This window comes from Actinomadura sp. NTSP31 (genome assembly GCF_041951385.1).
Lineage (GTDB): Bacteria > Actinomycetota > Actinomycetes > Streptosporangiales > Streptosporangiaceae > Spirillospora > Spirillospora napierensis.
The window spans coordinates 442,821-467,184 of sequence record NZ_JBGNUT010000001.1 but is presented as its reverse complement, the minus strand read 5'-3'; the positions used below and the strand labels follow the sequence as shown (position 1 = coordinate 467,184).

General features: G+C 73.8%; 22 protein-coding genes. 7 read left to right on the top strand and 15 right to left on the bottom strand.

The genetic code is table 11. The features are described from left to right. Positions 1 to 78: 78 nt before the first annotated feature. A complete protein-coding gene (locus tag ACA514_RS02025; RefSeq protein ID WP_375039217.1) occupies positions 79 to 1,236 on the top strand; it encodes an FAD-dependent oxidoreductase in 1,158 nt (385 codons plus the stop codon). On the opposite strand, the gene ACA514_RS02020 is transcribed toward ACA514_RS02025, so the two are convergent. The 10 genes from ACA514_RS02020 to treS all read right to left on the bottom strand — a co-directional run bounded on the left by ACA514_RS02020 (position 1,237) and on the right by treS (position 12,774). Next, the gene (locus ACA514_RS02020) at positions 1,237 to 2,175 is read right to left on the bottom strand and encodes an MBL fold metallo-hydrolase (RefSeq protein ID WP_375039216.1); all 939 of its coding nucleotides are present in this window, start codon (positions 2,173 to 2,175) and stop codon (positions 1,237 to 1,239) included. A 67-nt stretch (positions 2,176 to 2,242) separates the two neighbouring features. Continuing rightward, entirely contained in the window at positions 2,243 to 3,328 is a 1,086-nt protein-coding gene (locus tag ACA514_RS02015) for a rod shape-determining protein (RefSeq protein WP_375039215.1), read from the bottom strand. Positions 3,329 to 3,481: 153 nt separating this feature from the next. Continuing rightward, entirely contained in the window at positions 3,482 to 4,363 is an 882-nt protein-coding gene (locus tag ACA514_RS02010) for a metal ABC transporter permease (RefSeq protein WP_375039214.1), read from the bottom strand. Beyond that, the gene (locus ACA514_RS02005; protein WP_375039380.1) at positions 4,353 to 5,006 is read right to left on the bottom strand and encodes a metal ABC transporter ATP-binding protein; all 654 of its coding nucleotides are present in this window, start codon (positions 5,004 to 5,006) and stop codon (positions 4,353 to 4,355) included. Before ACA514_RS02005 ends, ACA514_RS02010 begins: the two co-directional genes overlap by 11 nt. Positions 5,007 to 5,011: 5 nt before the next feature. Continuing rightward, entirely contained in the window at positions 5,012 to 5,938 is a 927-nt protein-coding gene (locus ACA514_RS02000) for a metal ABC transporter solute-binding protein, Zn/Mn family (protein ID WP_375039213.1), read from the bottom strand. 167 nt (positions 5,939 to 6,105) lie between these two features. After that, positions 6,106 to 6,954 (bottom strand): SAM-dependent methyltransferase, encoded by an 849-nt coding sequence (locus ACA514_RS01995; RefSeq protein WP_375039212.1) that lies wholly within the window; start codon positions 6,952 to 6,954, stop codon positions 6,106 to 6,108. 93 nt (positions 6,955 to 7,047) lie between these two features. Beyond that, positions 7,048 to 8,043 carry an aldo/keto reductase gene (locus ACA514_RS01990; RefSeq protein WP_375039379.1) on the bottom strand — a complete coding sequence of 332 codons (996 nt, stop codon included), beginning with the start codon at positions 8,041 to 8,043 and terminating at the stop codon, positions 7,048 to 7,050. 166 nt (positions 8,044 to 8,209) lie between these two features. Then, positions 8,210 to 9,073, bottom strand: a complete 864-nt coding sequence (locus ACA514_RS01985; protein WP_375039211.1) for a C40 family peptidase — start codon at positions 9,071 to 9,073, stop codon at positions 8,210 to 8,212. A gap of 330 nt (positions 9,074 to 9,403) precedes the next feature. After that, positions 9,404 to 10,825 carry an aminoglycoside phosphotransferase gene (locus tag ACA514_RS01980; RefSeq protein WP_375039210.1) on the bottom strand — a complete coding sequence of 474 codons (1,422 nt, stop codon included), beginning with the start codon at positions 10,823 to 10,825 and terminating at the stop codon, positions 9,404 to 9,406. Between the two features lie 2 nt (positions 10,826 to 10,827). After that, complete coding sequence (gene treS, locus ACA514_RS01975) at positions 10,828 to 12,774, bottom strand: maltose alpha-D-glucosyltransferase (RefSeq protein WP_375039209.1); 1,947 nt, start codon at positions 12,772 to 12,774, stop codon at positions 10,828 to 10,830. Positions 12,775 to 13,113: 339 nt separating this feature from the next. Here treS and ACA514_RS01970 point away from each other — a divergent pair, with 339 nt between their 5' ends. Together ACA514_RS01970 and ACA514_RS01965 are read left to right on the top strand one after the other, a co-directional pair. Further along, positions 13,114 to 13,464, top strand: coding sequence for a hypothetical protein (locus ACA514_RS01970; RefSeq protein ID WP_375039208.1), 351 nt, complete (start codon positions 13,114 to 13,116; stop codon positions 13,462 to 13,464). Positions 13,465 to 13,467: 3 nt separating this feature from the next. Then, a complete protein-coding gene (locus ACA514_RS01965; RefSeq protein ID WP_375039207.1) occupies positions 13,468 to 14,322 on the top strand; it encodes an STAS domain-containing protein in 855 nt (284 codons plus the stop codon). Positions 14,323 to 14,361: 39 nt separating this feature from the next. Here ACA514_RS01965 and ACA514_RS01960 read toward each other — a convergent pair whose 3' ends face one another. Together ACA514_RS01960 and ACA514_RS01955 are read right to left on the bottom strand one after the other, a co-directional pair. Further along, positions 14,362 to 16,479, bottom strand: coding sequence for an alpha-1,4-glucan--maltose-1-phosphate maltosyltransferase (locus tag ACA514_RS01960; protein WP_375039206.1), 2,118 nt, complete (start codon positions 16,477 to 16,479; stop codon positions 14,362 to 14,364). A 176-nt stretch (positions 16,480 to 16,655) separates the two neighbouring features. Beyond that, on the bottom strand, positions 16,656 to 16,997 hold the full coding sequence (locus ACA514_RS01955) for an STAS domain-containing protein (protein ID WP_375039205.1): 342 nt from the start codon (positions 16,995 to 16,997) through the stop codon (positions 16,656 to 16,658). A 493-nt stretch (positions 16,998 to 17,490) separates the two neighbouring features. Here ACA514_RS01955 and ACA514_RS01950 point away from each other — a divergent pair, with 493 nt between their 5' ends. Continuing rightward, entirely contained in the window at positions 17,491 to 17,772 is a 282-nt protein-coding gene (locus ACA514_RS01950; protein WP_375039204.1) for a sulfurtransferase TusA family protein, read from the top strand. On the opposite strand, the gene ACA514_RS01945 is transcribed toward ACA514_RS01950, so the two are convergent. Continuing rightward, complete coding sequence (locus tag ACA514_RS01945; RefSeq protein WP_375039203.1) at positions 17,759 to 18,598, bottom strand: helix-turn-helix transcriptional regulator; 840 nt, start codon at positions 18,596 to 18,598, stop codon at positions 17,759 to 17,761. The two genes, ACA514_RS01950 and ACA514_RS01945, sit on opposite strands and share 14 nt — an antisense overlap. A 129-nt stretch (positions 18,599 to 18,727) precedes the next feature. Here ACA514_RS01945 and ACA514_RS01940 point away from each other — a divergent pair, with 129 nt between their 5' ends. The 3 genes from ACA514_RS01940 (at position 18,728) to ACA514_RS01930 (ending at position 20,789) form a co-directional block, all read left to right on the top strand. Further along, positions 18,728 to 19,243 carry a cupin domain-containing protein gene (locus ACA514_RS01940; protein WP_375039202.1) on the top strand — a complete coding sequence of 172 codons (516 nt, stop codon included), beginning with the start codon at positions 18,728 to 18,730 and terminating at the stop codon, positions 19,241 to 19,243. Positions 19,244 to 19,555: 312 nt separating this feature from the next. Then, a complete protein-coding gene (locus ACA514_RS01935) occupies positions 19,556 to 19,708 on the top strand; it encodes a hypothetical protein (RefSeq protein ID WP_375039201.1) in 153 nt (50 codons plus the stop codon). Between the two features lies 1 nt (position 19,709). Then, the gene (locus tag ACA514_RS01930; protein WP_375039200.1) at positions 19,710 to 20,789 is read left to right on the top strand and encodes a hypothetical protein; all 1,080 of its coding nucleotides are present in this window, start codon (positions 19,710 to 19,712) and stop codon (positions 20,787 to 20,789) included. Between the two features lie 3 nt (positions 20,790 to 20,792). Here the strand turns inward: ACA514_RS01930 and ACA514_RS01925 are convergent, their stop codons facing one another. Continuing rightward, a complete protein-coding gene (locus ACA514_RS01925; RefSeq protein ID WP_375039199.1) occupies positions 20,793 to 23,684 on the bottom strand; it encodes an AAA family ATPase in 2,892 nt (963 codons plus the stop codon). After that, positions 23,681 to 24,319: an FMN-binding negative transcriptional regulator gene (locus ACA514_RS01920; RefSeq protein WP_375039198.1), complete on the bottom strand. Its 639-nt coding sequence runs from the start codon at positions 24,317 to 24,319 to the stop codon at positions 23,681 to 23,683. The genes ACA514_RS01925 and ACA514_RS01920 overlap by 4 nt, the downstream gene beginning before the upstream one ends. Positions 24,320 to 24,364: the final 45 nt, after the last annotated feature.

The following is a 24,364-nucleotide window of genomic DNA, read 5'->3' as shown; positions in this document are numbered from 1 at the left end:
TACTAGCTTCGCCATCACTAGTTGACTTGCAACTAGTTTCAGTGTGACTATGAGCCCATGACGACGCGAGGAGACGACATGACCCCGGTACGCACGGCCCTGGTGATCGGCGGCGGGATCGCGGGCCCGGTGACCGCGCTGGCCCTGCGCAAGGCGGGCATCGACGCGACCGTGTACGAGGCGCACCCCGGCGACCTCGACGGCGGCGCGGCGCTGACCGTCGCGCCGAACGGCCTGAACGCGCTGGAGGTGGTCGGCGCGGGCGAAGCCGTCCGCGCGGCCGGCCGCCCGATCCCCGGCATGGCGATGGGGGACGGCGCCGGCAACCGGTTCGCCGAGTTCGCCGGGCTCCCCGGCCTGCCGCCGAGCCACGTCATGGCCAGGGCCGACCTGAACCGCGCCCTGCACGACCACGCGGTGGACCGCGGCATCAAGATCGAATATGGGAAGCGGCTCACCGGCGCGGAGGAGACCGCCGGCGGCGTCACCGCCCGGTTCGGCGACGGCACCACCGCCACCGCCGACGTCCTGGTCGGCGCCGACGGCATCCGCTCCACCGTCCGCGCCCTGATCGACCCGGACGCGCCGGGCCCCGAGTACACCGGCCTCATCGGGATCGGCGGGTTCGCGTCCGGCGGCGGCGTGGCCCCCGATCCCGACGTCATGTACTTCGCGTTCGGCGCCCGCGCCTTCCTCGGCTACTGGTGGATGCCGGACGGCCGCGTCGCCTGGTTCAGCAACGTCCCGGAGCCCGACGCGGCCACCGCGTTCGCGTCGCGGACCACGCCGCCCGCCGAATGGCTCGAACGGCTCCGCGGCCTGCACGCCGACGACGTCCCCGGCAATGCGCTGCTCCAGCACAGCCGGGCCGAGGACCTGTTCGTCCTCGGCGGCATCGAGATCATGCCCCGCGTCCCGCACTGGCACCGGGGCCGGATGGTGCTCGTCGGCGACTCGGCCCACGCGCCGTCGCCGAGCTCCGGGCAGGGCGCGTCGCTGGCGATCGAGAGCGCGCTCGAACTGGCCCGCTGCCTGCGCGACCTGCCCGAGCCGTCCGCCGCGTTCACCGCCTACGAGAACCTGCGGCGCCCGCGCGTCGAGGCGATCGCCGCGGCGGCCGCGCAGACGAACAAGGAGAAGTCGGCCGGCGGACCGGCGGGGCCGGTCGAGCCGGAGCGGATGTTCGGGTTCGTGCAGCGGTTCCGCGTCGACTGGGACGAGCGCGTCGCCGGCTGATCACGCCCGGCAGGTCAGGGGACGGCCGCCGTTGTAGTCGACCATCTCCAGCAGGGCCGTGGCGGTGTCGATCTCGCCGCCCGGCTCCAGGCCGTCCAGCTCGGCGTACGCCCGGTGCAGGTTGCCGACGAGGCGCTCGGCGTCGGTCAGCTCCGCGTAGGGGCCGAGGTCGGTCTCCCGGGCGGCCTCCAGCGGGGCGAGCCCGGCGGCCTTGGCCTCCGCCGCCGTCGCCTGCACGAACCGCAGGTAGCCGAGGACGCGGCCGATCAGCTCCGGGCCCGCGACGGGACCGTGCCCCGGGACGATCGTCGCCGCGTCCAGCGGCGCGACGACCTCCTCCAGCACCGCGATCGCGCCCGCCACCGATCCCTGCATCACGAACGGCGTGCCGCCGTTGAACAGCAGGTCGCCGCAGAACAGCACGCGGCGCTCGGGGATCCACACGATCGAGTCGTTGGTCGTGTGCGCGGCGGTGCCGACGTGCCGGACCTCGCAGCGCAGCTCGTCCGACCAGAGCGTCACGCCGTCGGTGTAGGTGAGGAACGGCGGCTCGACCTCGACGCCGCCCCAGTCGACCTTCGTCCAGAACGGCTCGTCGAACGGCCCGCCCCACGCGAGCGCGCTCTCGCGGGTCCGCTCGTGCCCGACGATGGCCGCGCCCGCGAACAGGTAGTTGCCGAAGGTGTGGTCGCCGTGGTGGTGGGTGTTCACCAGCGTCCGGACGGGCCGGTCCGTGACGCGGCCGATCGCGTCCAGGTAGGCGCGGGTGCGGCGCTCGGTCGAGCACGCGTCGACGCTGATCACGCCGCGCCCGCCGGCGAGGAAGCCGGTGTTGTTGATCCACCAGGTGCCGTCGGGCTGGACGTAGGCGAACACGCCGTCCGACACCTCCTCGAGCCGGGGCTCGCCGGGGCCGTCGCGTCCGGGCGCGTCGCTCATGGGACCTCCCTCGTCCGGGACGTACCCTACGAGGCCCTGCGGCGCCCGGCCAGGTTCGAGCGACCCGTCACTGCTCCGGCACGGTGGTGAGCAGGTGCGGGCGCGGAGAGCTGCGGCGGGCCGGCGGCTCCTGCGAGCCGGCCGAGCGCAGCACGTCGGCCGCGCCGATGACGGCGGCGTCGCCGGTGTCGTCGCCGATGCGCGCGGCCAGGCCGGTGCGCTCGCGGATGAGCCGGTCCAGGCCGGGCAGGCGGGAGGTGCCGCCGGTCAGCGTGATGCCGACGCCGAGCAGCTCGCCGGAGATCTCCGGGGAGCAGCCGGACAGCCCGCGCTGGACCGCGGTGACGATCTCCGCGACCGGGCCGGCGATGGCGCGCGCGACGTCGGCGGTGGTCAGCACGATGCCGCGCGGCATGCCGGTGGACAGGTCCCGGCCGTGCACCACCGTCTGCCGCAGCGGGCGGCGGCCGATCGGCGGCACCGCGCCGACCTCGAGCTTGGCGGCCTCGGCGCTCGCCGGCGAGATCCGCACGTTGTGCTCGCGCCGCACGAGCGCGACGATCGCCCTGTCCAGGGACGAGCCGCCGACGAGCGCGGTGTGCGAGGTGACGAGCCCGCCGAAGGAGATGACGCCGACGTCGGTGATGTCGGCGCCGATGTCGGCGACGACGACGACCTCCGGCCGGCCGGACGAGGTGAGCCCCATCCCGATGGCGGCCGCGATCGGCGTCGGCACCAGCGTCAGGCGGCGCGCGCCCGCCTGGAACGCCGAGAACTGCAGCGCCCGGTAGTGCACGGACGACATGCCGCTCGGCACCGTCACGACCAGCCGCGGCCGCGCGGTGTAGCGGCGCCCGTGGTGGGCGCGGACGAGGGCCCGCATCAGGTACTCGGCCTCGTCGGTCTCCGTGGGGGCGCCCTCACGGATGGGCCGGACGAGGCGCACGTCCGGGTTGCGGCCGGCCATCTCCTGCGCCGGGAGGCCGAGCGCGAGGATCTTGTCGGTGTGCAGGCAGCGGGCGAGCAGCGACGGCTCGCGCGCGACGACCCCGCGGTCCCTCACATGCATCCGCACGGTCGCGCTCCCCAGGTCGATGGCGGTGTCCCGGCCCGCGAAGTCCCACATCGCGTCCCCTTCCCAGTCGCCCTGCATTCGCAGAGTGCTGATGCCCTCACGACCTGCGGCGACGCCCATCGGCGGGTAAGCGAATCGCAACGTCCCGGCGAACAGGGATCCGGAATATCCGATACGGCGACCGGCGGCCCGGACCCGCCCGGCCGCCAGTGCCGAGCGGGCGTCAAAAGATCATGTGGAGACGGTGTCGCGCCGCCGCGCCGGGTGGCGGCGCGCCGTCCGGCCGCGCCGCGTCCGGACGGCGCCGGCCGCGCGGCACACCCCGTACAGCAGGAACGAGATCGTGGTGACGTACGGGCTGATCGGGACGCCCGCCCCGAGCGACAGCAGGATCCCGCCGACCACCGAAACGGTCGCGAGCACGGTGCTGAGCAGCGGCACCAGCACCGGCGACGCGGTCACCCGCACCGCGGCGGCGGCCGGCGTGCAGATCAGCGCCAGCACCAGCAGCGCCCCCACGACCTGCACCGACACGGCGACGGCGAGACCGAGGACGAGCGTGAACAGCACCGACAGCGCGCGCACCGGGACGCCGCGCGCCGCCGCCACGTCCGGGTCCAGGCTCGCGAACGCCAGCGGCCGCCACAGGACCGCGAGGCACACCAGCACCACCGCCGACGTCGCGAGCAGCCACGACAGCCGCGGCGTGTCGATCGCGACGATCTGCCCGGTGAGCAGGCCGAACTTGTTGGCGGCGCGGCCCTTGTACAGCGACAGGAACAGCACGCCGAGACCGAGCCCGAACGGCATCAGCACCCCGATCACCGAGCTGCGGTCGCGCGCCCGGGCGCCGAGCGCGCCGATGAGCGCGGCGGCCACCAGCGCGCCCGCGACCGAGCCGCCCGCGACGCCGGCGCCCAGCAGCAGCGCGGCGGCGGCGCCCGCGAACGACATCTCGCTGATCCCGTGCACCGCGAACGCGAGGTCCCGCATCACGACGAACGTCCCGGCGAGCCCGCCGACCAGCCCGAGCACGGCGCCCGCGATCAGCGAGTTGCGGACCAGCCCGAGCAGCGCGCCGTAGTCGTCGAAGTTGAAGATCTCATGCCACATCGCGCGCCTCCCGGCCCGGCTCGCCGGGCATGCGCAGCACGCGGTCGGCCAGCGGCAGCACCGGCTCGACCTCATGCGTCACGAACACGACGGCGGTGCGGTGCTCGCGGCGCCGCCGGTCGACCAGCTCGCTGACGATCCGCTGGTGCTCGGCGTCCAGCGAGGCCAGCGGCTCGTCGCAGAGCAGCACGCGCGGGCCGGACGCGAGCGCCTGCGCGACCCGGACCCGCTGCAGCTCGCCGCCCGACAGCAGTTCGAGGGGGACGTCCGCGAACGCCTCCGCGCCGACGTCGCGCAGCGCCTCCTCGACGCGGCGCCGCGCGTCGGGGCGGGGGAGCCGCGGCCCCCAGCGGTGCCCGTCGACGCCGAGCCGCACCAGGTCGCGGGCCCGCAGTGGAGTGTGCGGCGGGATGCCCCGGTGCTGGGGGATGTAGCCGATGAGGTCGCTGCCGCGGCGCGGCGGGCGCCCGCCGACCGTCACCGTCCCGGCCGACAGCCCCAGCAGGCCCAGCAGCACCTTCAGCAGGCTCGTCTTCCCGGACCCGTTCGCGCCGAGGACCACGACGAACTCGCCGGCCGCCACGTCGAGGTCGAGGCCGCTCCACACCGTCCGCTCGCCGTAGCGCAGGGCCGCGCCGCGCATCGCGATCACGACAGCGCCTTCCCGAGCGCGGCGATGGTGCCGTCCATCCAGGAGATGTAGTCCTGACCGGACGGCAGGGTCTCGGTGACGGGCACGACGGCGACGCCGTGGCCCTTCGCGGCCTTCTCGACCTGCCCGGTCTGCGGGCCGCTGGTCTGCGCGTTGTAGACCAGCGCCTGCACCTTCCGGCCGCTGAACAGCCTGAGCGTCTCGCGCATCGTCCGCGGCGCGACGTCGTCGCCCTCCTCGATGGCCTCGCTGAAGTCGTCCGGCGTCTCGTTGCGCAGCCCGGCCGCCTCCAGCAGGTAGAGCGGGACGGGTTCGGTGATGGCGACGCCGTCGCCGGAGTGCGCGGCCCTGAGCGCCGCGACCTTGCCCTCCAGGTCCTTCAGCCTCGTCTTGAACGCGGCGGCGTTCGCGGTGTACGCGCCGGCGCCGGCGGGGTCGGCCTTGGCGAGCGCGGCCGCCAGCCGGTCGGCCAGCAGCGCCATGGACGGCAGGTCGTACCAGACGTGCTCGTTCAGTTCGCCGCCCTTGGGGGCCGTCCGCCCCGAGATCCGCACCGCGTCGAGGACCTCGGCCTTCGAGCCCGAGGCCTTCAGCAGCGTGCCCATGAAGTCGTCGTAGCCGCCGCCGTTCTCGATCACGACCCCGGCCCGGCTCAGGGCGAGGCGGTTGCGCGTCCCGGCCTCGTAGGAGTGCGGGTCCTGCGCCGGGTCGCTGATGAACGAGGTGACGCGCACCCTGCCGCCGCCGATCGTCCGCGCGATGTCGCCGTACACGTTGGTCGAGGCGACGACCGCCACGGTGCCGCCGGACGACCCCGACGACCCGGCCGGCCCGGCCTCGGACGAGGAGCCGCAGGCGGCGAGCGCCAGCGCGGGCGCGACCGCGAAGGCCGCGCCGAGGGTGCGAAGGGGGAGAGGGGGCATGGAACGCTCCTGGAAATGAAAACGGTTTTCAATGCAACTTAGCATGAAGTGTCCGGATGCGTCCCAGGGCGGGCAGGGCAGGCGGGCCGGCGCCGCGGCGCCGGAAAACACCTCGCCCCCGCAGGCCGCTAGGGCCTACGGGGGCGAGGTCGAGAAACTCTGGGCGGTCAGCGCTTGCGCAGGACGCCGCCGTACTCGTAGATGCCGGTGTCCTGCTTGGAGGCGCCCTCGTAGCGGCGCAGTTCCTCGGGGACGGGTGCGAGCGGCGGCTGGAGGTCCATCGGGCGCCAGTCGACCAGGTTGCACAGGCCCGGCTCCACCGGGTCGAAGTCCGACAGCAGCGCGTCGATCTCGCCCGGCGTGCGGGTCTGCCAGGGGATCCCGGCGCCGGTGACCTGTGCGGTCATCTCCGCGCTGCGCACCGGGTCGTCGCACGCCACCTGCGAGAACGTCAGGTGGCTGCCGGGCGCGGCGCGGTCCATGACGGCGCGCAGGACCGCCTTCGGGTCGTCGGCGTCGGGCAGGTGGTGGCCGACGGACAGGAACAGCGTCGCCACCGGCTCGGTGAAGTCGATGAGCCGCTTGACGTCCGCGTGCTCGAGGATGGCCTCCTGGTCGCGCATGTCCGCGGTGATGACCGTGGTGCGCTCGTCGCCGGCGAGCAGCGCGCGGCCGTGCGCGAGCACGATCGGGTCGATGTCGACGTAGACGACGCGGGCGTCCGGCGCGAACTGCCGGGCCACCTGGTGCACGTTGGCGTCGGTCGGCAGGCCGCAGCCCATGTCGATGAACTGCCGGATCCCCGCCTCGGCCGTCAGGTACCGGACGGCCCGGTACAGGAACAGCCGGTTCTGCCGGGTGATGTCCAGCCCGGCCGGGTGGTGCTCCAGCTGCCCCCGGATGAACTGCCGGTCGACCTCGTAGTTGTCCTTGCCGCCGAGCAGCCATCCGTAGGCCCGCGCCGAGGTCGGCACGTCGTTCGGGATGTCGTCGATCGAAGGCTGCTCATCGCTCACGGCCCGCTCCGCATCTGCGCAGTGAAGGGGGATCAGTATCGGTTGGAACGGTATACGGCTTCGCCCCCCGATGGTGATCGTTTGCCGCCTTCGTTACCAGGCGAACGCCTCCGGGGCGGCGCCGGGGCCGGGGAAGATCTCGTCGAGGGCGGCCAGGAACTCCGCGGAGAGCTCCAGCTCGACGGCGCGCAGCGCGGAGTCGAGCTGGTCCCGGACGCGGGGGCCGACGATCGGGCCGGTGACGCCGGGGCGGGTCAGCAGCCAGGCGAGGCCGGCGTCGCCGGGGGCGACGCCGTGCTTGTCGCACAGGTCCTCGTACGCCTGGATCCTCGCCCGCTCCGCCGGGTCGGACAGCATCTCCGCGGCGCGGCCCGACCGGGACCGGGACGTGCCGCCCTCGCTCTCCTTGCGCAGGACGCCGCCGAGCACGCCGCCGTGCAGCGGCGACCACGGGATGACGCCGAGGCCGTAGGCCTCGGCCGCGGGGATCACCTCCATCTCCGCGCGCCGCTCGGCCAGGTTGTACAGGCACTGCTCGCTGACCAGGCCGAGCGAACCGCGCCGCGCGGCCGCCTCGTTCGCCTGCGCGATGCCCCAGCCGGGGAAGTTCGACGACCCGGCGTACAGCACCTTGCCCTGCTGGACGAGGACGTCGACGGCCTGCCAGATCTCGTCCCACGGCGTCGTGCGGTCGATGTGGTGGAACTGGTACAGGTCGATGTGGTCGGTGCCGAGCCGCTTCAGCGACGCCTCGCAGGCGCGGCGGATGTTCAGCGCCGACAGCCGGCTCTGGTTCGGCCACGGGTCGTCCTCGGCGGCCATGTCGCCGTAGACCTTCGTCGCCAGGACGGTCTTCTCCCGGCGGCCGCCGCCCTGGGCGAACCAGGTGCCGATGATCTCCTCGGTGCGGCCCTTGTTCTTCCCCCACCCGTAGACGTTGGCGGTGTCGAAGAAGTTGACGCCCGCGTCGAGCGCCGCGTCCATGATGGCGTGGCCGTCGGCCTCCTCCGTGAACGGGCCGAAGTTCATCGTGCCGAGGACGAGGCGGCTGACCTTCAGGCCGGTGCGGCCGAGCTGCGTGTACTCCATGGTCGTCCAGCCAAGCAGCTGGAGTGTGCTCCAGGTCAAGGCCGCGGAGCGAACGGCGTGCCGCCATGGACGTCCGGACGTCCATGGCGGCGTGCGGGCGGCGTCACGATGGCGTCGGTGACGGCGCGGGCGGGTGCCGGTGGAGACGTGACCTGGATCGGCTGGATCAGCCGGGGACGTGGCCGGGAGCCTTCATGGTCCCGGAGTGCCCGAAGGGCGTCCAGGACTGCCAGTCGGCGTCGTTCCGGGAATTCTTGCCGGCGCTTCCATGCGGTGCGTCCGTGTGGTTCGGGTGCTTCGCGGCGGGCTTCACGTGCCTCGGCCGCGGGGCCGGATCCCTGTCCGGTCTGGCAGGCTTCTTATGGATCGACGTGTGGTCGCTTCGCGGTGCCTGGGCCGCGGAATGTGCGGGGGTGTGCGCGGGGGCCTTCGCCGGGTGTCCGGCCGGCATGTCGTTGGGTGGCGGAAGATGGGGGGTCCGCTGCTTATCTGGCGGCTTCCGCTGCGTCTCGCGATCCTGTGCGGCCATTTTGTCTATTTTGTCGACGAGTTCGCGGATGGACGGAGAGAACGTCCGCTTCGCCGGCGCCCCGGGCCGTACCGCGCCGGCGAACTGCCGTTTTCGGGTACCGCCCAGCTTGTCCACCCGGACCCGCGCGCCGGTGTGCGGCGCGTGCAGGAAGCGGCCGCGGCCGACGTAGATGCCGACGTGGCTCCGGCCGTGGAAGAAGACCAGGTCGCCGGGCTTGAGATCGCCCAGGCCCACCTTCCGCTCGACCACCCGGTACTGCGAGTAGGTGACGCGCGGGAGCTTCACGCCGGCCCTGCGCCAGGCGGCCATGGCCAGCCCCGAGCAGTCGTAGCTGGACGGGCCCGTCGCGCCCCACCGGTACGGCTTGCCGATCTGCTGGCGCGCGAACGCCAGCGCGTGCCTGGCGTCGGTGCGCTGCTCGGCGACCCTGGTGCGGTACCGGTCGTAGGCCTTGACCTTGCTCAGCGTCGCGGCGTCGAGGTTGAGCCGCTTCAGCACGGTCGGATTGAGCGACGCCCGTGCCGGTGCCCCCATCGGGACCGCCAAGGCGAATCCGGCGGCGGTCGCGGTGACGGCGATGGCGATCGCCCGATGTTTTCGGACCGGCCGCCCGGTATGGCCGGTGGACCGGACGGTGCGTGATCGGCGATCGGTGCCGTCCCGATGCGAGTGGCGTGCGATGCACATTCTCGAGCTCTCCGTTTTCCCTCGTCGGTTGATCATCCCGCCGACAGTTCGGGTACCCGGTGATCGTGCTTGAATGGGGGAGAACCGGCCGATTTTGCATGATCATGGAGCGGAATTGAGGCCGCTGTTCGGTGCTCTTGATCAAGCGGTCAGATGCGCCAGCGATTTCAGCGGCACCGGCAGCCAGGCCGGCCGGTTCCGCGCCTCGTAGCGCACCTCGTAGACCGCCTTCTCGAATTCGAACGCGCGCAGCAGCACCGCGTGCGCGGCCGGGTCCGCGCCGCCCGCCGCCGCGTAGCCGCGGCAGAACGCGGCCCGGTTGCGCGCCGCCCACGCGTGCGCCCGCGTCTCCAGGCGGCCGCCCGACTCCAGCGGCACCGTCCCGGACCTGGTGATGAGGAACCGCGCCGCGTACTCGAACGAGCGCAGCATCCCGGCGACGTCGCGCAGCGGGTGGGACAGGGCGCGGCGCTCGCGCTGCGTCCGGGCCGGCTCGCCCTCGAAGTCCAGCAGCGTCCAGCCCGACTCCGAGCGCAGCACCTGCCCGAGGTGGTAGTCGCCGTGCACGCGCTGCACGGCCAGCGGCCCGGCCTGCGCGGCCAGGTCGATGAAGGCGCCGGTGAGCGCCTTGGCGTGCGGGGCGAGGCCGGGCACGTCCCGGCACGTCCCGGTCAGCTCGGCGTTCATCCGCGCGGCCATCGCGCGGATCTCGTCGGCCGGGACGACCGTCACCCCGAACGCGTCGGCGAGCGCCCGGTGCACCTGCGCGGTCGCGGCGCCGAGCCGCTCGGCCTCGGCGGCGAAGTCGCCGCCGGCGGCGCTGGCGTCCAGCTCCGCCCACTCGTCCTCCTCCGGCTGCGTGGTGTGCGCGAACCAGTCCCGGACGCTCGCGATCGCCAGGCTCCAGCCGTCGGCACCGGTGCGCAGGTAGTCCGACAGCAGGCCGAGCGTGACCGGCTCCCCGCCGGCGCCGTCCGCTTCCTCCAGCTCGATCCAGCCGTGCACGGCCGGGACGTGCTCGCAGCCGGCCTGTGTCAGCGCCAGGTTGACCTCCAGGTCGAGGTTGATGCCGTCGCTGAGCCGGCGGAACAGCTTGCAGATGTAGTCGTCGCCGAACAGCAGCGAGGTGTTGCTCTGCTCCGCCGTGATCGGCAGGCTCGTCAGGTCCGTCCGGATGCGGGCCCCGGGGACGTGCCGGAAGCGCAGCGGGCCGACCGACGCACCGGCGGCCAGGTCCTCCAGCAGCGTGCGGGTCAGGTCCGGGTCGTGCGCGGCGTCGTACACCTGCTCCTTCGCGCCGCCGTCCGGCGGCGCGCCGATCCGCGCGTACCTGAGGCGGTCCGGCAGGTCGCGGCGGACGCCGAGCAGCACCTGGTACCGGTCGGACGCGCCGTTCTGGCGGACGTCGAGGACCAGGTGGTGCAGCCCCGGGTCGCCCGCCCGGAGCTCGGTGGCGATGGCGATGGACAGCTCCTCGATCGGGGCGTCCTTGCCGCCGAACCAGCGCTGCCGGGGCAGCCAGGCCGCGAGATCCCGGGTGAGGACGTGCTCGGGTGGCAGCACCGTCAGCCGTCCCTCTCCACGCCGGTCCCGGGTTCGCCGCCCGTGTCCGGCGCGGTGCCGGCGGCGGTGTCGCTCACGGTTCCGGCGGTGTCGGCCGCGGGACCGGCGGGCGGGTCGGCGGGCGCCTCGTCCGGAGGCGTGAGCTGGAACCAGTAGAAGCCGTGGCCGGGGAGGGTGAGCAGGTAGGGCAGTTCGCCGATGGCGGGGAACTGCACGCCGCCCATGCACTCGACGGGGGAGTAGCCCTCGAACCGCCGCATGTCGAGTTCGACCGGCTGCGGGAAGCGCGACAGGTTCGCGACGCACAGCACGGTGTCCATCCCGCCCCAGCGCGCCTCGTCGGCCTCGTCGATCTCGCGGGTGAAGGCGAGGACGGAGGGGTTGGAGGCGGAGAGTTCGACGTAGGAGCCGACGCCGAAGACGGGGTGGCGTTGCCGGATCTCGATCATTTTGCGGGTCCAGTGCAGGAGTGATCCGGGGTTGTTGGTCTGTGCTTCGACGTTGACGGCTTGGTAGCCGTAGATGGGGTCCATGATGACGGGGAGGTAGAGGCGGGCGGGGTCGCATTGGGAGAAGCCGGCGTTGCGGTCGGGGGTCCATTGCATGGGGGTGCGGACGGCGTCGCGGTCGCCGAGCCAGATGTTGTCGCCCATGCCGATTTCGTCGCCGTAGTACAGGACGGGTGAGCCGGGGAGGGAGAGCAGCAGGGCGGTGAAGAGTTCGAGTTGGTTGCGGTCGTTGTCCAGGAGGGGTGCCAGGCGGCGGCGGATGCCGATGTTGGCTTTCATGCGGGGGTCTTTGGCGTATTCGGTGTACATGTAGTCGCGTTCTTCGTCGGTGACCATCTCCAGGGTGAGTTCGTCGTGGTTGCGCAGGAAGATGCCCCATTGGCAGGATTCGGGGATTTTGGGGGTTTGGGCCATGATTTCGGAGATGGGGTAGCGTTGTTCGCGGCGGACGGCCATGAAGATGCGGGGCATGACGGGGAAGTGGAAGGCCATGTGGCATTCGTCGCCGCCGGCGCCGGGGTCGCCGAAGTATTCGACGACGTCGGCGGGCCATTGGTTGGCTTCGGCGAGTAGGACGCGGTCGGGGTAGAGGCGGTCGACTTCGGCGCGGACGCGTTTGAGGTAGGCGTGGGTTTCGGGGAGGTTCTCGCAGTTGGTGCCTTCGCGGGCGTACAGGTAGGGGACGGCGTCGAGGCGGAAGCCGTCGATGCCCAGGTCGAGCCAGAAGCGCAGGACTTCGAGCATGGCGTCCTGGACGGCGGGGTTGTCGTAGTTGAGGTCGGGTTGGTGGGAGAAGAAGCGGTGCCAGTAGTACTGGCCGCGGACCGGGTCGTAGGTCCAGTTGGACTGCTCGGTGTCGACGAAGATGACGCGGGCGTCGGGGTATTTCTCGTCGGTGTCCTCCCACATGTAGAAGTCGCCGAACGGGCCCTCCGGGTCCATTCGCGATGCCTCGAACCACGGGTGCTGATCCGAGGTGTGGTTCATCACCAGGTCCGCGATGACCCTGATACCGCGGGCATGGGCCTGTTCGATGAGCTCGACGAAATCGCCGAGTTCCCCGAAGTCGGGCAGGATCTTGGTGTAGTTCGCGATGTCGTAGCCGCCGTCTTTGAGCGGTGACTGGTAGATGGGCAGCAGCCACAGGCACTCGACGCCGAGCCATTCCAGGTGGTCGAGTTTGGAGATGAGGCCGCGCAGGTCGCCGTAGCCGTCGTTGTTGGAGTCGGCGAACCCGCGCACCGACACCTCGTAGAACACGGCCGTCTTGAACCAGTGGGGCGTCCGCGGCGCGTCCTCGTCGAAGGGGTCGGGGATCGCGCCCGCCGCCGGCCGGGCGGACTCCGCCGGAAGAGCGCCCCGCGCCGGGCCGTGACCGGTCTCCGGCTCGGTGACCGGGCCGGACGTGCTGCAGGTGAAGTACTTCGACTGGGCGTGCATGGGCCATCCCGGAGTGTCGGCGACGTCTAGATCAGCAATTCCCGCCGCCCGTCGCGGGGACGTGCACGACAGGCAACCATCCGTAAAAATCTCAGTACTCTCTGTAATCGGGCCGTCGCGCCCGGCCCCGGCGCGGCCTGTCGCCGACGGTCGGCGGGACTTACCGCCCGGCAGGCGTGTCATGCCCGGACCTTTAGCTTCGGCACCGTTTTCGCCCCGGGCCCCGGGTAGGTCGATCCCAAGCTCAGAACCTGCCGCGCGGGCAGTTGACGACCAGCCCGGACGGGGCGGCTCGCCGCCCCGTCCAAAGCGATCGGAGGGACAGTGGAGCGCTGGGAGATGTCGCCATCGGTCGTACCGACGCGCGATGACCTCGTGGCCCGGCTGCGCGCTCGCTTCGCCGACATTCCGGCCGAGCACGTGCGCCGTTGCGTGGACGACCTGTGGTGCTGCTGCACCCACCTCGGGATGCGGCCCGACGCCCGGACGATCGAGCGCCTCGCGGCGTCCCGGCTGACGGGCGTCGTGCGCGGCGCCCGGCCGCCCTATCCGGACGGCGGGCGGGCGCCGGGGCCGCACGGCCCGGCCGGCACCGCGCTCCCTCCCGTACCCGCGGCCGCCACGGCACCGCCGGCCGCCGCCAGGCCCAGGACGGCCCGTGCCGCCGCGAGCACCCCGATCGGGATGTGACAGATGAAGGACACCGCCGTGCCGGGCCTGCGGATGGACACCCGGCGAGGGTTCGTCGTCCTGCGGCTGCCGGCGCAGATCAGCTGGCACAACTACGCGGGGATCCGGGAGGGGGTGTGCCGGGCGCTGTCGCTGGCCGGCGGCGCGCTCGCCCCGGACGGCCCCGCCGCGCCCGGGCCGCGCAAGGGGGTCGTGGTCGACTTCGGCGACTCGGTCCTGCTGGACGCGTCCGGGCTGGTGCTGCTCGCCCGCACCGAGACCCGCGCCCGGCTGCTCGGCTGCCCGCTGCGCGCCGTGGTGCCCGCGATGGCCATGCCCGTGCGGCGCGCGCTGCACCTCACCGGCCTGTCCAGCCTGGTCCCGGTCTTCGAGGACGTCGCGGCGGCCACCGCGGCGCCCGTGCCGCCCCGGGAGACCGCGCCCGCCGACACCGGCCACGTGCTGGACGCCATCCGGGCCCTGCACCCGGCCGACGCCGGGTTCGCGCCGGCGCCGGCCGCCGCCGCGCCCGGCCTGCGCATCACCACCGCCGAGGCCGGCGACGGCGACCACACCGTGGTGCACCTGTCGGGGGTGCTGGACCCCGTCACCGTCCGGCGGCTCGGCGAGACGCTGACCACGCTGGTCGAGAGGAACCTGCGGCACCTGATGGTGCGGATGGGCGACCGGATCGGGGTGCGCTGCGACCCGCTGCCGGTGCTGCTCGGCATCCGCTGGCGGGTAGCGGCCGAGGGCGGCTGCCTGTCGCTGCCCGGGCTGCCCGCCCGGCTCCGCGAGATCATCGACCGCGAGGGGCTCGGCTCGGTGTTCACCGCCTGCCGGTCCCTGGACGGCCGGATGCTCGGCGAGCCGGCCTGACCGGCGCCGGTTCCGCCATCGGGCCGTCCCGCCCTCCGCTCAGCTCCCGCCCGGCCGCAGCAGGTTGCGCGCCGCGCGCAGGGAGTCGCGGACGGGGCGGCCCGCGCCCGCCGTCCGGCCGGAGCGGGCACCGGCCGCGCCGCCTTCGTCCGGCCCGGGACGTTCCTCGTCCCGCTGGATCGTGAAGACGTGCGCGGGCCGCGCGTGCGGATCGAGCCGGACGTAGTTCGCCCGCCGCCACGTGTAGGTCTCGCCGTCCAACTGGTCGATGACGGTGAACGGCCGCTCGGGGTCGTTGGGGAGGCCGAGTGCGGTGAGGTCGAGGTGGACGGTGGCCTCGCGCGGTTGGTGGGGGTTGAGGTTGACCACCGCGAGTACCACGTCGTCCATGTGGCGTTTGGAGAAGGCGAGTAGTTCCGGCTGGTCGATGTGGTGAAAGCGCAGGTTCCGGAGCTGCTGCAAGGCCGGATGCAGCTTGCGGAGCGTGTTCAGCTGGCCGATGAGGGGGGCGATGGTGGTGTTGTCGCGGTCGGCGGCTTCCCAGTCGCGGGGGCGGTACTGGTATTTCTCGGAGTCGCGGTATTCCTCGCTGCCGGGGCGGACGGGGGTGTTCTCGCAGAGTTCGTAGCCGGAGTAGATGCCCCAGGTGGGGGAGAGGAGGGCGGCGAGGATGGCGCGGATTTCGAAGGCGGGCCGGCCGCCGTGTTGGAGGTATTCGTTGAGGATGTCGGGGGTGTTGGTGAAGGCGTTGGGCCGCATGTAGGCGGCGGCGTCACCGGCGAGTTCGGTGAAGTAGTCGGTGAGTTCGTCGGCGGAGTTGCGCCAGGTGAAGTAGGTGTAGGACTGGTGGAATCCGATTTTGGCCAGGGTGTGCATCATGGCGGGGCGGGTGAAGGCCTCGGCGAGGAAGAGGACGTCGGGGTCGGTGGTGTGGATGTCGGCCAGGAGGCGTTCCCAGAAGTCGACGGGTTTGGTGTGGGGGTTGTCGACGCGGAAGATCCGGACGCCGTGGTCCATCCAGTGCCGGATGACCCGTTTGACTTCGGTGTAGAGGCCGTTGGGGTCGTTGTCGAAGTTGAGGGGGTAGATGTCCTGGTATTTCTTGGGCGGGTTCTCGGCGTAGGCGATGGTGCCGTCGGCGCGGGTGGTGAACCATTCGGGGTGGGTGTGGACCCAGGGGTGGTCGGGGGAGCATTGCAGGGCCAGGTCGAGGGCGATTTCGATGCCGTGGTCGGCGGCGTAGGCGACGAAGGCGTCGAAGTCGGCGATGGTGCCCAGGTCGGGGTGGACGGCGTCGTGGCCGCCGTCGGGGGAGCCGATGGCCCAGGGGGAGCCGGGGTCATACGGGCCGGCGTCCAGGGTGTTGTTGGGGCCTTTGCGGTGGGTGGTGCCGATGGGGTGGATGGGGGGCAGGTAGACCACGTCGAAGCCCATGTCGGCGATGGCGGGCAGGCGTTTCATCGCGGTGCGGAACGTTCCGGTGATGGGCCCGCGTCGCCCGAGCGGGTCGAAGGTGGCGCCTTCGGAGCGGGGGAAGAACTCATACCAGGCGCCGTACAGGGCGCGTTGGCGGTGCACCACCAGGGGGTGCCAGTCCGACACCGTCAGCAGATCCCGCAACGGATACCGCTCCAGCACATCGGCCACGTCCGGGTGCTCGACGGCGGCCAGCCGCGCGAGCGCGTCGGTGTCCCGGTCGGACAGGACGCGGGCCAGCCGCGCCAGCGTCCGCCGCTCCTTCGCGGGGGCGCCGCGAGCCGCACGTGAGAACAGGGCCGCGCCTTCGGTGAGCATGAGTTCGACGTCCTGGCCGCGCGGGATCTTGATCTGCGCGTCGTGCCGCCAGTGCGCGATCGGGTCGCCCCACGCCTCGACCCGGAACGACCACTCGCCCAACTGCGTCGGCGTCACCCGCGCGGCCCACCGGTCCAGACCCGTACCGACCTCGCTCATCGGCGCACCGGGCTGCTCGGTCCCGTCCGGCGAACGCAGCACCACCGCCGCACCCAGCATCTCGTGCCCCTCACGGAACACCGTCGCCGACACCTCGACCGTCTCGCCCACCACGGCCTTGGCCGGCCACCGGCCACCCCCGACCACCGGCGCCACATCCAGGATCGGGATGCGCCCGAGCGCGCCCGTCGGTTCCACCTGCATCTGCGTCCCGCTCCCGCCTGTCCGCGCCGTCCGCGCCCGCCCGTTCCGCGGCGGTCCCCGGGATCCATGCCCGGCCCGCGGTCGCGCGGCATCCCGCGAACCACAAGATCGCGCAAAGAGATCGCGCGCCGCGCCGCCCGTGGCGCGACGCGCGACGGCGCCGGTGCTCGGGAGGGTCAGCCGTGCGGGACGGGGGCGAGCGCCTCGCGCGCGGTCGCCACGTCGGGCGCGATGGCGACGCGGCGCGGCAGGCCCGCGATCTCGGCGATCCGGCGGACGATGCCGCGCTGCGGCAGCACCACCCACATCGGCACGCCGAGTTCGGAGGCGCGCATCTGCGAGCGCAGGATGACGTTCAGCGCGTTGGAGTCGCAGAAGGTGCAGCCGGACAGGTCGAGGATGAGGGCGCGCACTCCGGAGTCGAGCAGCCCGAGGGACTGGGCGAGGATGGCCTCGCCGTTGCTCAGGTCGACCTCGGCGGGGAAGGTCACCGTCCCGCAGGTCTCCGTGCTCTCCACTCGCGCTGCTCCGAGATCCATGGCTCGCCCCAAGGTCGGGTTCCTCACGTGGGTGACATCTGGGGGTGCTTCACTGCGACTGTAAGCCCCAAAGCTGGACGAAACCTGAAAGAAATGGTCAAGACTGGGACGCCGCTCCCTCATGTCGCCGATCATCGCGTTCACTTCCCGTTGGTCCTGGTTCGTCGCTTCGGATATGCGCATGCGCCATCACAGGACGTTCCTGGGACGACGCTCGCGAATCCAGATCCGGCACCCGGCCGAGCCGGGCCGCGCCCTCGCGGGCGCCGTTCTCCGAAGCACGCGCCGGGACTCACTCGATGACGTCGTCGGCGCTCCGGTCCGGGCCGTCGCGCACCGTCCGGTACACGGGCCCGTAGACATAACGATCGCCCCTCGTGGGATGTTCCGCGGGTGATGCGCACGTCGCAAAGCCCTATATTTCCCCCAGGGGCATGGCTCGCTTCGCGAGGCGCGGACAGGGGGACGGCGGATGGGCGCGGAACCGGTGGTCATCGACGGCGGCGACCGCTCCTGCGTGCGCCTCCTGCTGGAGCTGCGCGGGCACGTGGCGGAGCTGGCGCCCGGCACGGTCGTGCACCTGATCGCCTCCGACCCCGCGGCCCCGATCGACCTGCCCGCGTGGTGCCACCTGACGGGCCACGCCTACCTCGGCCCGGTCGCCGCCGGCACCCCCACCTACGCCCTGCGCGTGGCCGAGCGGCCGCGCGCCACCGAGCCTGATTCCCCGTGGCGCCCCGCTAGCGGCTCGTGAGCGCCGCCCGCACCTTCCGCAGGTCGTCGGGGGAGGCGGGGACCTCGGTCACCACCCGGAAGTCGGGGTGGTCGGACGGATGGAGATGGAACAGCTCCAGCTCGATCGGACCCGCCGACGGATGCGTCACGGTGATGGTCGTCGGGCGGAAGTCGCCGACCGCGTAGTCGGGCCACCACTGCCCGAACTCGGGGCTGGCCGCGGTGAGCCCCTCGGTGATCTCGGTGAACCGGGCGTCGCCGGGACGGCGGCCAGCGGCGGCGCGGAACTGGCCGAGCACGGACCGGGCGACGTGCCACCAGCGCGGCAGGGACGCGCGGACGCCCGGGTCGGTGAAGACGAACCACAGCAGGTTGCGGCGGTCCGGCGGAACGGACGCGGGGTCGTGCCGGACCCGGCAGTAGGGCAGGTTCCAGGCCAGGTAGTCGTAGTGCAGGTCGTAGACGGCGGCCGGGCTGGGGGCGGCGGAGTCGATGAGCCGCTGCAGGCGCCCGAGCGCGCCCGGGGGCGGCGGGACCGGGGGAGGCGGCGGCAGGTCGGCGAGGGCGCGCAGGTGCCGGTGCTCGGCCGGGCCGAGCCGCAGGGCGCGCGCCAGGGCGTCCACCACCTGCGCCGAGGCGGGGATGTCGCGGGCCTGCTCCAGCCACGTGTACCAGGTGAGGCCGACGCCGGACAGCTGGGCGAGCTCCTCGCGGCGCAGCCCCGGGGTGCGGCGGCGGCCCCGGCCGGGCGGCAGCCCGACGTCGGCCGGCGCGAGGCCGGAGCGCCGGGCGCGCAGGAAGGCGGCCAGCTCGGCGCGGCGGCCGGACGCGTCCTCGTCGGTCATCGGGCTCCCCCGACTGGTAGCGCTGCTACCAGTACCGATCCTGCTCTGGCAGCCCATCGTAGATCGCGGGAGCCTCGAGGCCACCGGGACAGCGACGGCCACTCGCGGCCATGGAGGGGGCGAGGGAGCATGACCGACGGACTGGTGCTGCCGCCAGGGGCGGGCGGCGCGAACGGGACCACGGGGATGACGCTCAAGGTGGGGGCGGGCCGATCGCGGGTCTGGTCGGCGTTCGAGTCGGTGGTGCAGCCGGGGTTCGACGTGGGCGCGCATGTGCACGCGGAGGCGGAGGAGCTGTTCTACGTCCTGGAGGGGGAGCTGGACCTGCTCGCGTTCGAGCCGGCCGAGCGGACGCCGCGGGACTGGCGCTCCTGGGAGGGGGCGGACGGGGCGAAGGTGACGCGGGGCGGCCCCGGGAGCGTGATGTTCGTCCCGCCGGACTGCCCGCACGCGTTCGCCAACCCGGGGACGGCGCCCGCCCGGATGCTGTTCCTCGTCACGCCCACCGGACATGAGATCTACCTGGAGGAACTGGCCGAGCTGCTGGGGGACGGCCCGCCGGACAACGTCGCGATCGCGCGGCTGCGCGCCCGCTACGACATCGCGCAGTTGACGCCGATGGTGCCGGGGCGTCCGCCGGGGTGAGGCCCGGCTCCGGCTCCGGCCCCGGTCCGTCCGCCTGCGGACGGGCCGGGGCTTTCCTTGTGCCGCCCCGTCCGGCACTATTGGCGTAGCGCCAATAGTGACCGGAGGTGACCGGGCATGGCGGGACGGCCGTCGATCGCGAGTGCGGCCCGCTTCGCCGCGCCGATGCGCGTGACAGGTCCCACTGAGCGGGACCTGGACGGGACTCGGCGGGAGAGAAGGCGAGCCTACCTGGGAACGGCCGTCGCAGGTTTCCCGAATCTCCTCATCTACGGGCCCAACACGAGTGTCGGTTCCGGGTCGGTGGTGCACATGCTGGAAAGCCAGATCGCCTACATCGTCCAGGCCGCCCGCACGCTGCGTGATCCGGAGGTGCTCGACATGGACGTCCGCGAGGGCGTGCCGGCCCGCCGGCGCCGCGGCCGCGCGCTCGACCCGTCCGGCTCCCGGATCGTGATGCGCTGACATGGGCACCGGATCCGCCCGCACGGCACGGTCCCGCGGCGCCGCCGGCGGCGTGGACCGGCGGCTGCTGCGCGCGCTGGAGGGCCTCTACGTCATCCCGCCCGAGTACCACCGGCCCGACACCGGCCGCGCCGAGGCCGCGGAAATGCTCGCCTGCGACGACCGGACGCTGACCGCGCTCGCCCGGCACGGCCTGCCCGGCACCGGCGAGCCCGGCCGGGAGCGGTTCGACTCGCGCGACCTGTTCAACCTCGCCCTGTACTCCGGGACGGGGCGCACGCCGGTCGAGCGGGACGTCGTGTCCCTGCTGCGCTGGACCCGCTCGTCCTGCGAGGACCTCATCGCGCCGCGCGTCTCCCGGTTCGAGCTCCGGGTGGCCTGCGGCGACCCGGACGGCTGCCGCCCCGACGCCCGCAACGCCCTCGCGCGTCCCCGCACCGGCGCCTACGGCGGGGCGGTCCGCAACGTCCGGGCGCATCCGGGGCGCGGCGGCCGCCGGGTCGGCGCCGCGCCCGACGCCGCCGCGACGACGGCGCGGTCGTCCGGGCCCGCCATGGCGATCTCCGCGGTGCTGCGGACGGTCGGCGACTGCCCGGTGCTGCGCTCGCCCGTGCTGCGCGCGATCGTCCGCGAGTTCATGGGCGCCGAGCCGCGCTTCCTCCGGCTGCCCGTCGAGCTGCGCGACGACCCGGACCTCGTCCCGCGCGGCTTCGCCGGCTGCGGCGCCGCCAGCCGCTACATCGAGCGGCTGTGCCGGGAGGAGGGCGTGCCCGCCACCACCCGGATCGGCTGGGTCGTCGGGCTGCCCGACGTCGTGCACGCCTGGGTGGAGGTCGTGGACGACGACGGCGTCACCAAGGTGATCGACCCGACGTTCGCGCTGCTGGCGGAGGTGATCCCCTGGTCGAACCCGATGCTGCGCGACCCGTCGCTGGCGTTCCGGACGAACCGGCTCGTCCCGACCGGCCTGCACGTCGGCGGCGACATCGCGTCCCACACCTGCGGCCACGCGGTCGGCGCCGCCGACCGCCCGCACGCGCGCGTCACCACCCGGATCGTCCCGCTGCGCCCGGGCCCCTGACGCTCAGTCGAACAGCCTCAGCCGGTGGGCGCGGGCGGCGGCCTCGCCGCGCCCGGCCACGCCGAGCTTGCCGAGGATGTTCGACACGTGCACGCTGGCGGTCTTCGCCGAGATGAACAGCGCCTCGGCGATCTCCCGGTTGCTGCGCCCGGCGGCGACGAGCCGCAGCACCTCGGTCTCGCGCGGGGTCAGGCCGAGCCCGGGGGACGGGCGCTCGCCGTCGAGGGCGATGCCGGCGCGGCGCGCGAGGTCGCCGGCGCGGTCGCGGAGCGGGACGGCCCGCAGCCCGTCCGCCAGCTCGGCGGCCCTGCGCAGCGCGGCGCCGGCGCGGTCGCGGTCGCCGGCGGCGAGGGCGGCCTCGCCGGCCCCGGCCAGCGCGAACGCCGTCTCGTAGGGGCGGTCCAGCGCGTCCCACGCCTCGGCCGCCGCGTCCCAGGCGGCCCGGTTCGCGGCGCCTTCGGCGCGCGCCGCCTCGGCGGCGAACGTCAGCCGGTGCGCCGCCTGCACCGGGCCGTAGATCCGCAGCCCCTCCAGGCGGGCCCGTACCGCGGCCAGCGCCCCGGCGTCGCCCAGCTCCGCGCACGCGGTCGCGGCCATCACCAGCCCCGGCAGCGCGTACCGGGAGTCGTCGGGCAGGCCGACGTCGGTGAGGACCGGGCCGAGGGCCTCCAGGGCGTCGGCCGGGCGCCCCTGCGCGAGCGCGATCGCCGCGTCCAGCCGGCACACCGGGAACAGGTTCTGCGCGCGCCGGGCCGCGCCCCGCGCGATGAGCTCCGGCGCCTGCGCGGCATGCTGCTCGGCGGTGGCGACCTCACCGCGGGCGAGCGCGACCGTCCCTCCCAGGTTGTGCAGCCCGGCCCGGATGACGCCGGCCGACGTCCGCGGCAGCGTCCGCCCGATCACGGCGAGCGCCTCGTCCCACCGGCCGAGCGAGACCAGCGGCTCCGCCGCGTTGATCGACAGGTGCGCGCCCGCCGACCGGGCCAGCCCGTACTCCTCCGCCCGGGCGATGCCCGCGGCGGCCACCTCGGCGGCCTCCGCGTGCCGCCCGTACATCTCCAGCACGTCGGAGTGGTTGGTGTACGCGCGCAGCAGCGGCTCGAACGCCCGGACCTGCGAGGACCGCGCGGCGACCCGCCCGATCCGGGCGAAGAACGCCTCGGGGTCGTCGTCGCGGAACAGGTCGAGCCAGGTCATGTTCAGCTCGATGGACAGCTCCACCTCGGTCTCGCCGACGGCCCGCGCGACCGCCAGCGCCTCCCGCGCCGCCGCGTCCGACTCCGGGCCGGTGCCCTGCAGGCCGATGATCTTCGTGGCGAGCGTCGCGAGCACCCGGGCGCGCGCCGCGGACGGCGGGTCGGCGGGCACCAGCCGGGCCGCCTCGCGCAGGTCGGCCGGGGCCTTGTCGCTGCCCGCCCGCAGCCGCATCATGCCGCGCAGCTCGTAGAGGCGGGCCGTCCGCATCGGGTCGCCGGCCGCCTCCTCGTGCCGCAGCGCCTCCGTCGCCAGCCGGACCCCGGTCTCGGGCTCGCCCGCGAGATCGGCCAGCGTGACGGCCTCCTCCATCACCTGGACGTGCGGGACGCCGATGCGCCGCGCCGCGTCCGGCACCCGCTCCCACAGCTCCAGCACCCGCGCGGCCATCCGCAGCGCCTCGGCGTAGGCGAGCGCCCGGCGGGTCTCGCCGACGGCCCGCCACGCCGAGGTCAGCGCCTGCACGACGTCGTGCGCGGCATGCCAGTGGTGCGCCAGCGTCACGGCCCGCGCCCGGTCCGGCATCAGCTCCGGGCGCTCCTCCAAGACCCGCGCGTACCGGACGTGCAGCCGGGTCCGCTCGCCGGGCAGCAGGTCGTCGTGCACGGCCTCGCGGATGAGCGCGTGCCGGAAGGCGTAGCCGTCGCCGTCGACCACGAGGGTGTTGGCCGCGACGGCGGGCCGCAGCCCGCGGGTCAGCTCCCGGTCGTCCAGCCCGGCGACCGCCGCGAGCAGCTCGTGGTCGATCCGCGCGCCGCCGGCCGCCGCCACCCGCAGGATCTCCTGGGTGTCCTCGGGCAGCCGCTGGACGGCGCCGAGCAGCAGGTCCCGCAGCGATTCCGGCAGGTCACGGCCGCCGCCGGAGCCGACCAGCGCCTCGACGAACAGCGGGTTGCCCTCGCTGCGCTCGAACACGTCCGCGAGCGCGCCGGGCGGCGGCTCCGCGCCGAGGATGCCGCGGACGAGGCCGCGCACCTCGTCCCGGCCGAGCCGCCCGACCTCCACCCGGGCGACGTGCTCGACGCGCTCCAGCTCGCTGAGCACGGGGCGCAGCGGATGCGCGCGGTGCAGCTCGTCGGTCCGGTACGTCACGACCACCAGCAGCGCGTCGCCGCCGCTCAGGTTGCGGACCAGGAACGTCAGCAGGTCGCGGGTCGAGGCGTCCGCCCAGTGCGCGTCCTCGACGACCAGCACCACCGGGCCGGCCGCGGCGAGCCGCTCCAGCAGCGTCAGCACCAGCTCGAACAGCCGGGCCCGCGCCTCGCCGGTGAACGCGCCCGCGTCGGCGTCGCCGAAGTCGGGCAGCAGCCGGGCGAGGCCGTCGCCCGCGCCGGCGGGCAGCAGCCCGCACACGCCGTCCACGCCGAGGTCGCGGACGAGCCCGCGCAGCGCCGCGGTGAACGGCGCGAACGGCAGCCCCTCGGTGCCGAGCTCCAGGCAGCCGCCGAGCAGCACCCGCGCGCCCTCGGCGCGGGCGCGCGCGGCGAACTCGCCCACCAGGCGGGTCTTGCCGACCCCCGCCTCGCCGCCGAGCAGCACCGCCGAGGGCGTGCCGCCGCGGGCGGCGCGGAAGGCGGCGTCGAGCGCGGCGGACTCGCGCTCGCGGCCGACGAGCACCGGGCTGACCGTGCGGGCGTTCACCGCTTCGGCGCGTCCGGCCGCGCGGCCGCGCGCACGGCCTCGGCCATGACCGGATCGCCGTCGGCGAGGTAGCCGGCGGCGACGCCGTCCCGGTCGGCACGCGGCCGGTTCTGGCTCATCTTCGCCTTCGCCTCGATCCGGGTGATGGCGAGCTCGAGGCCGACGATCGCGCGCAGCTGGCCGGCGATGTACTCCGGCGGCGCGTCGTCCACCGACCACGCCTCCGCCCGGCCCGCCTCGTGCTTGACGGTGAGCCGCCGCACCAGCGAGTCCAGCCACTGCGGGTCGTCGTGCACGACCAGCCGCCCGTAGACGTGCGCGGTGAGGTAGTTCCACGTCGGCACGACCCGCCCGTGCTCGGCCTTGGACGCGTACCACGACGGCGTCACGTACGCGTCGGGCCCGTGCACGATGAACAGCGACTCGCCCTGCGCGGGCTCTTTCCACTGCTCGTTGTTGCGGGCGACGTGCGCAAGCAGCGCGCCGTGCTCGCCGGCGTCCGGCTCGTAGAGCACGGGCAGGAACGTCGCGACGAGGCCGCGCGGCGTGCTCGTGACGAGGTCGGCCGCGCCACAGCCGTGGAGCAGCTCGCGGACCGCGGTGTCATCGGCCGAGAAATGGGCGGGTATGTACACGCCCCGACGCTACCCGACCGGCCTGTCGGAGGCGCGTGCGAAGGT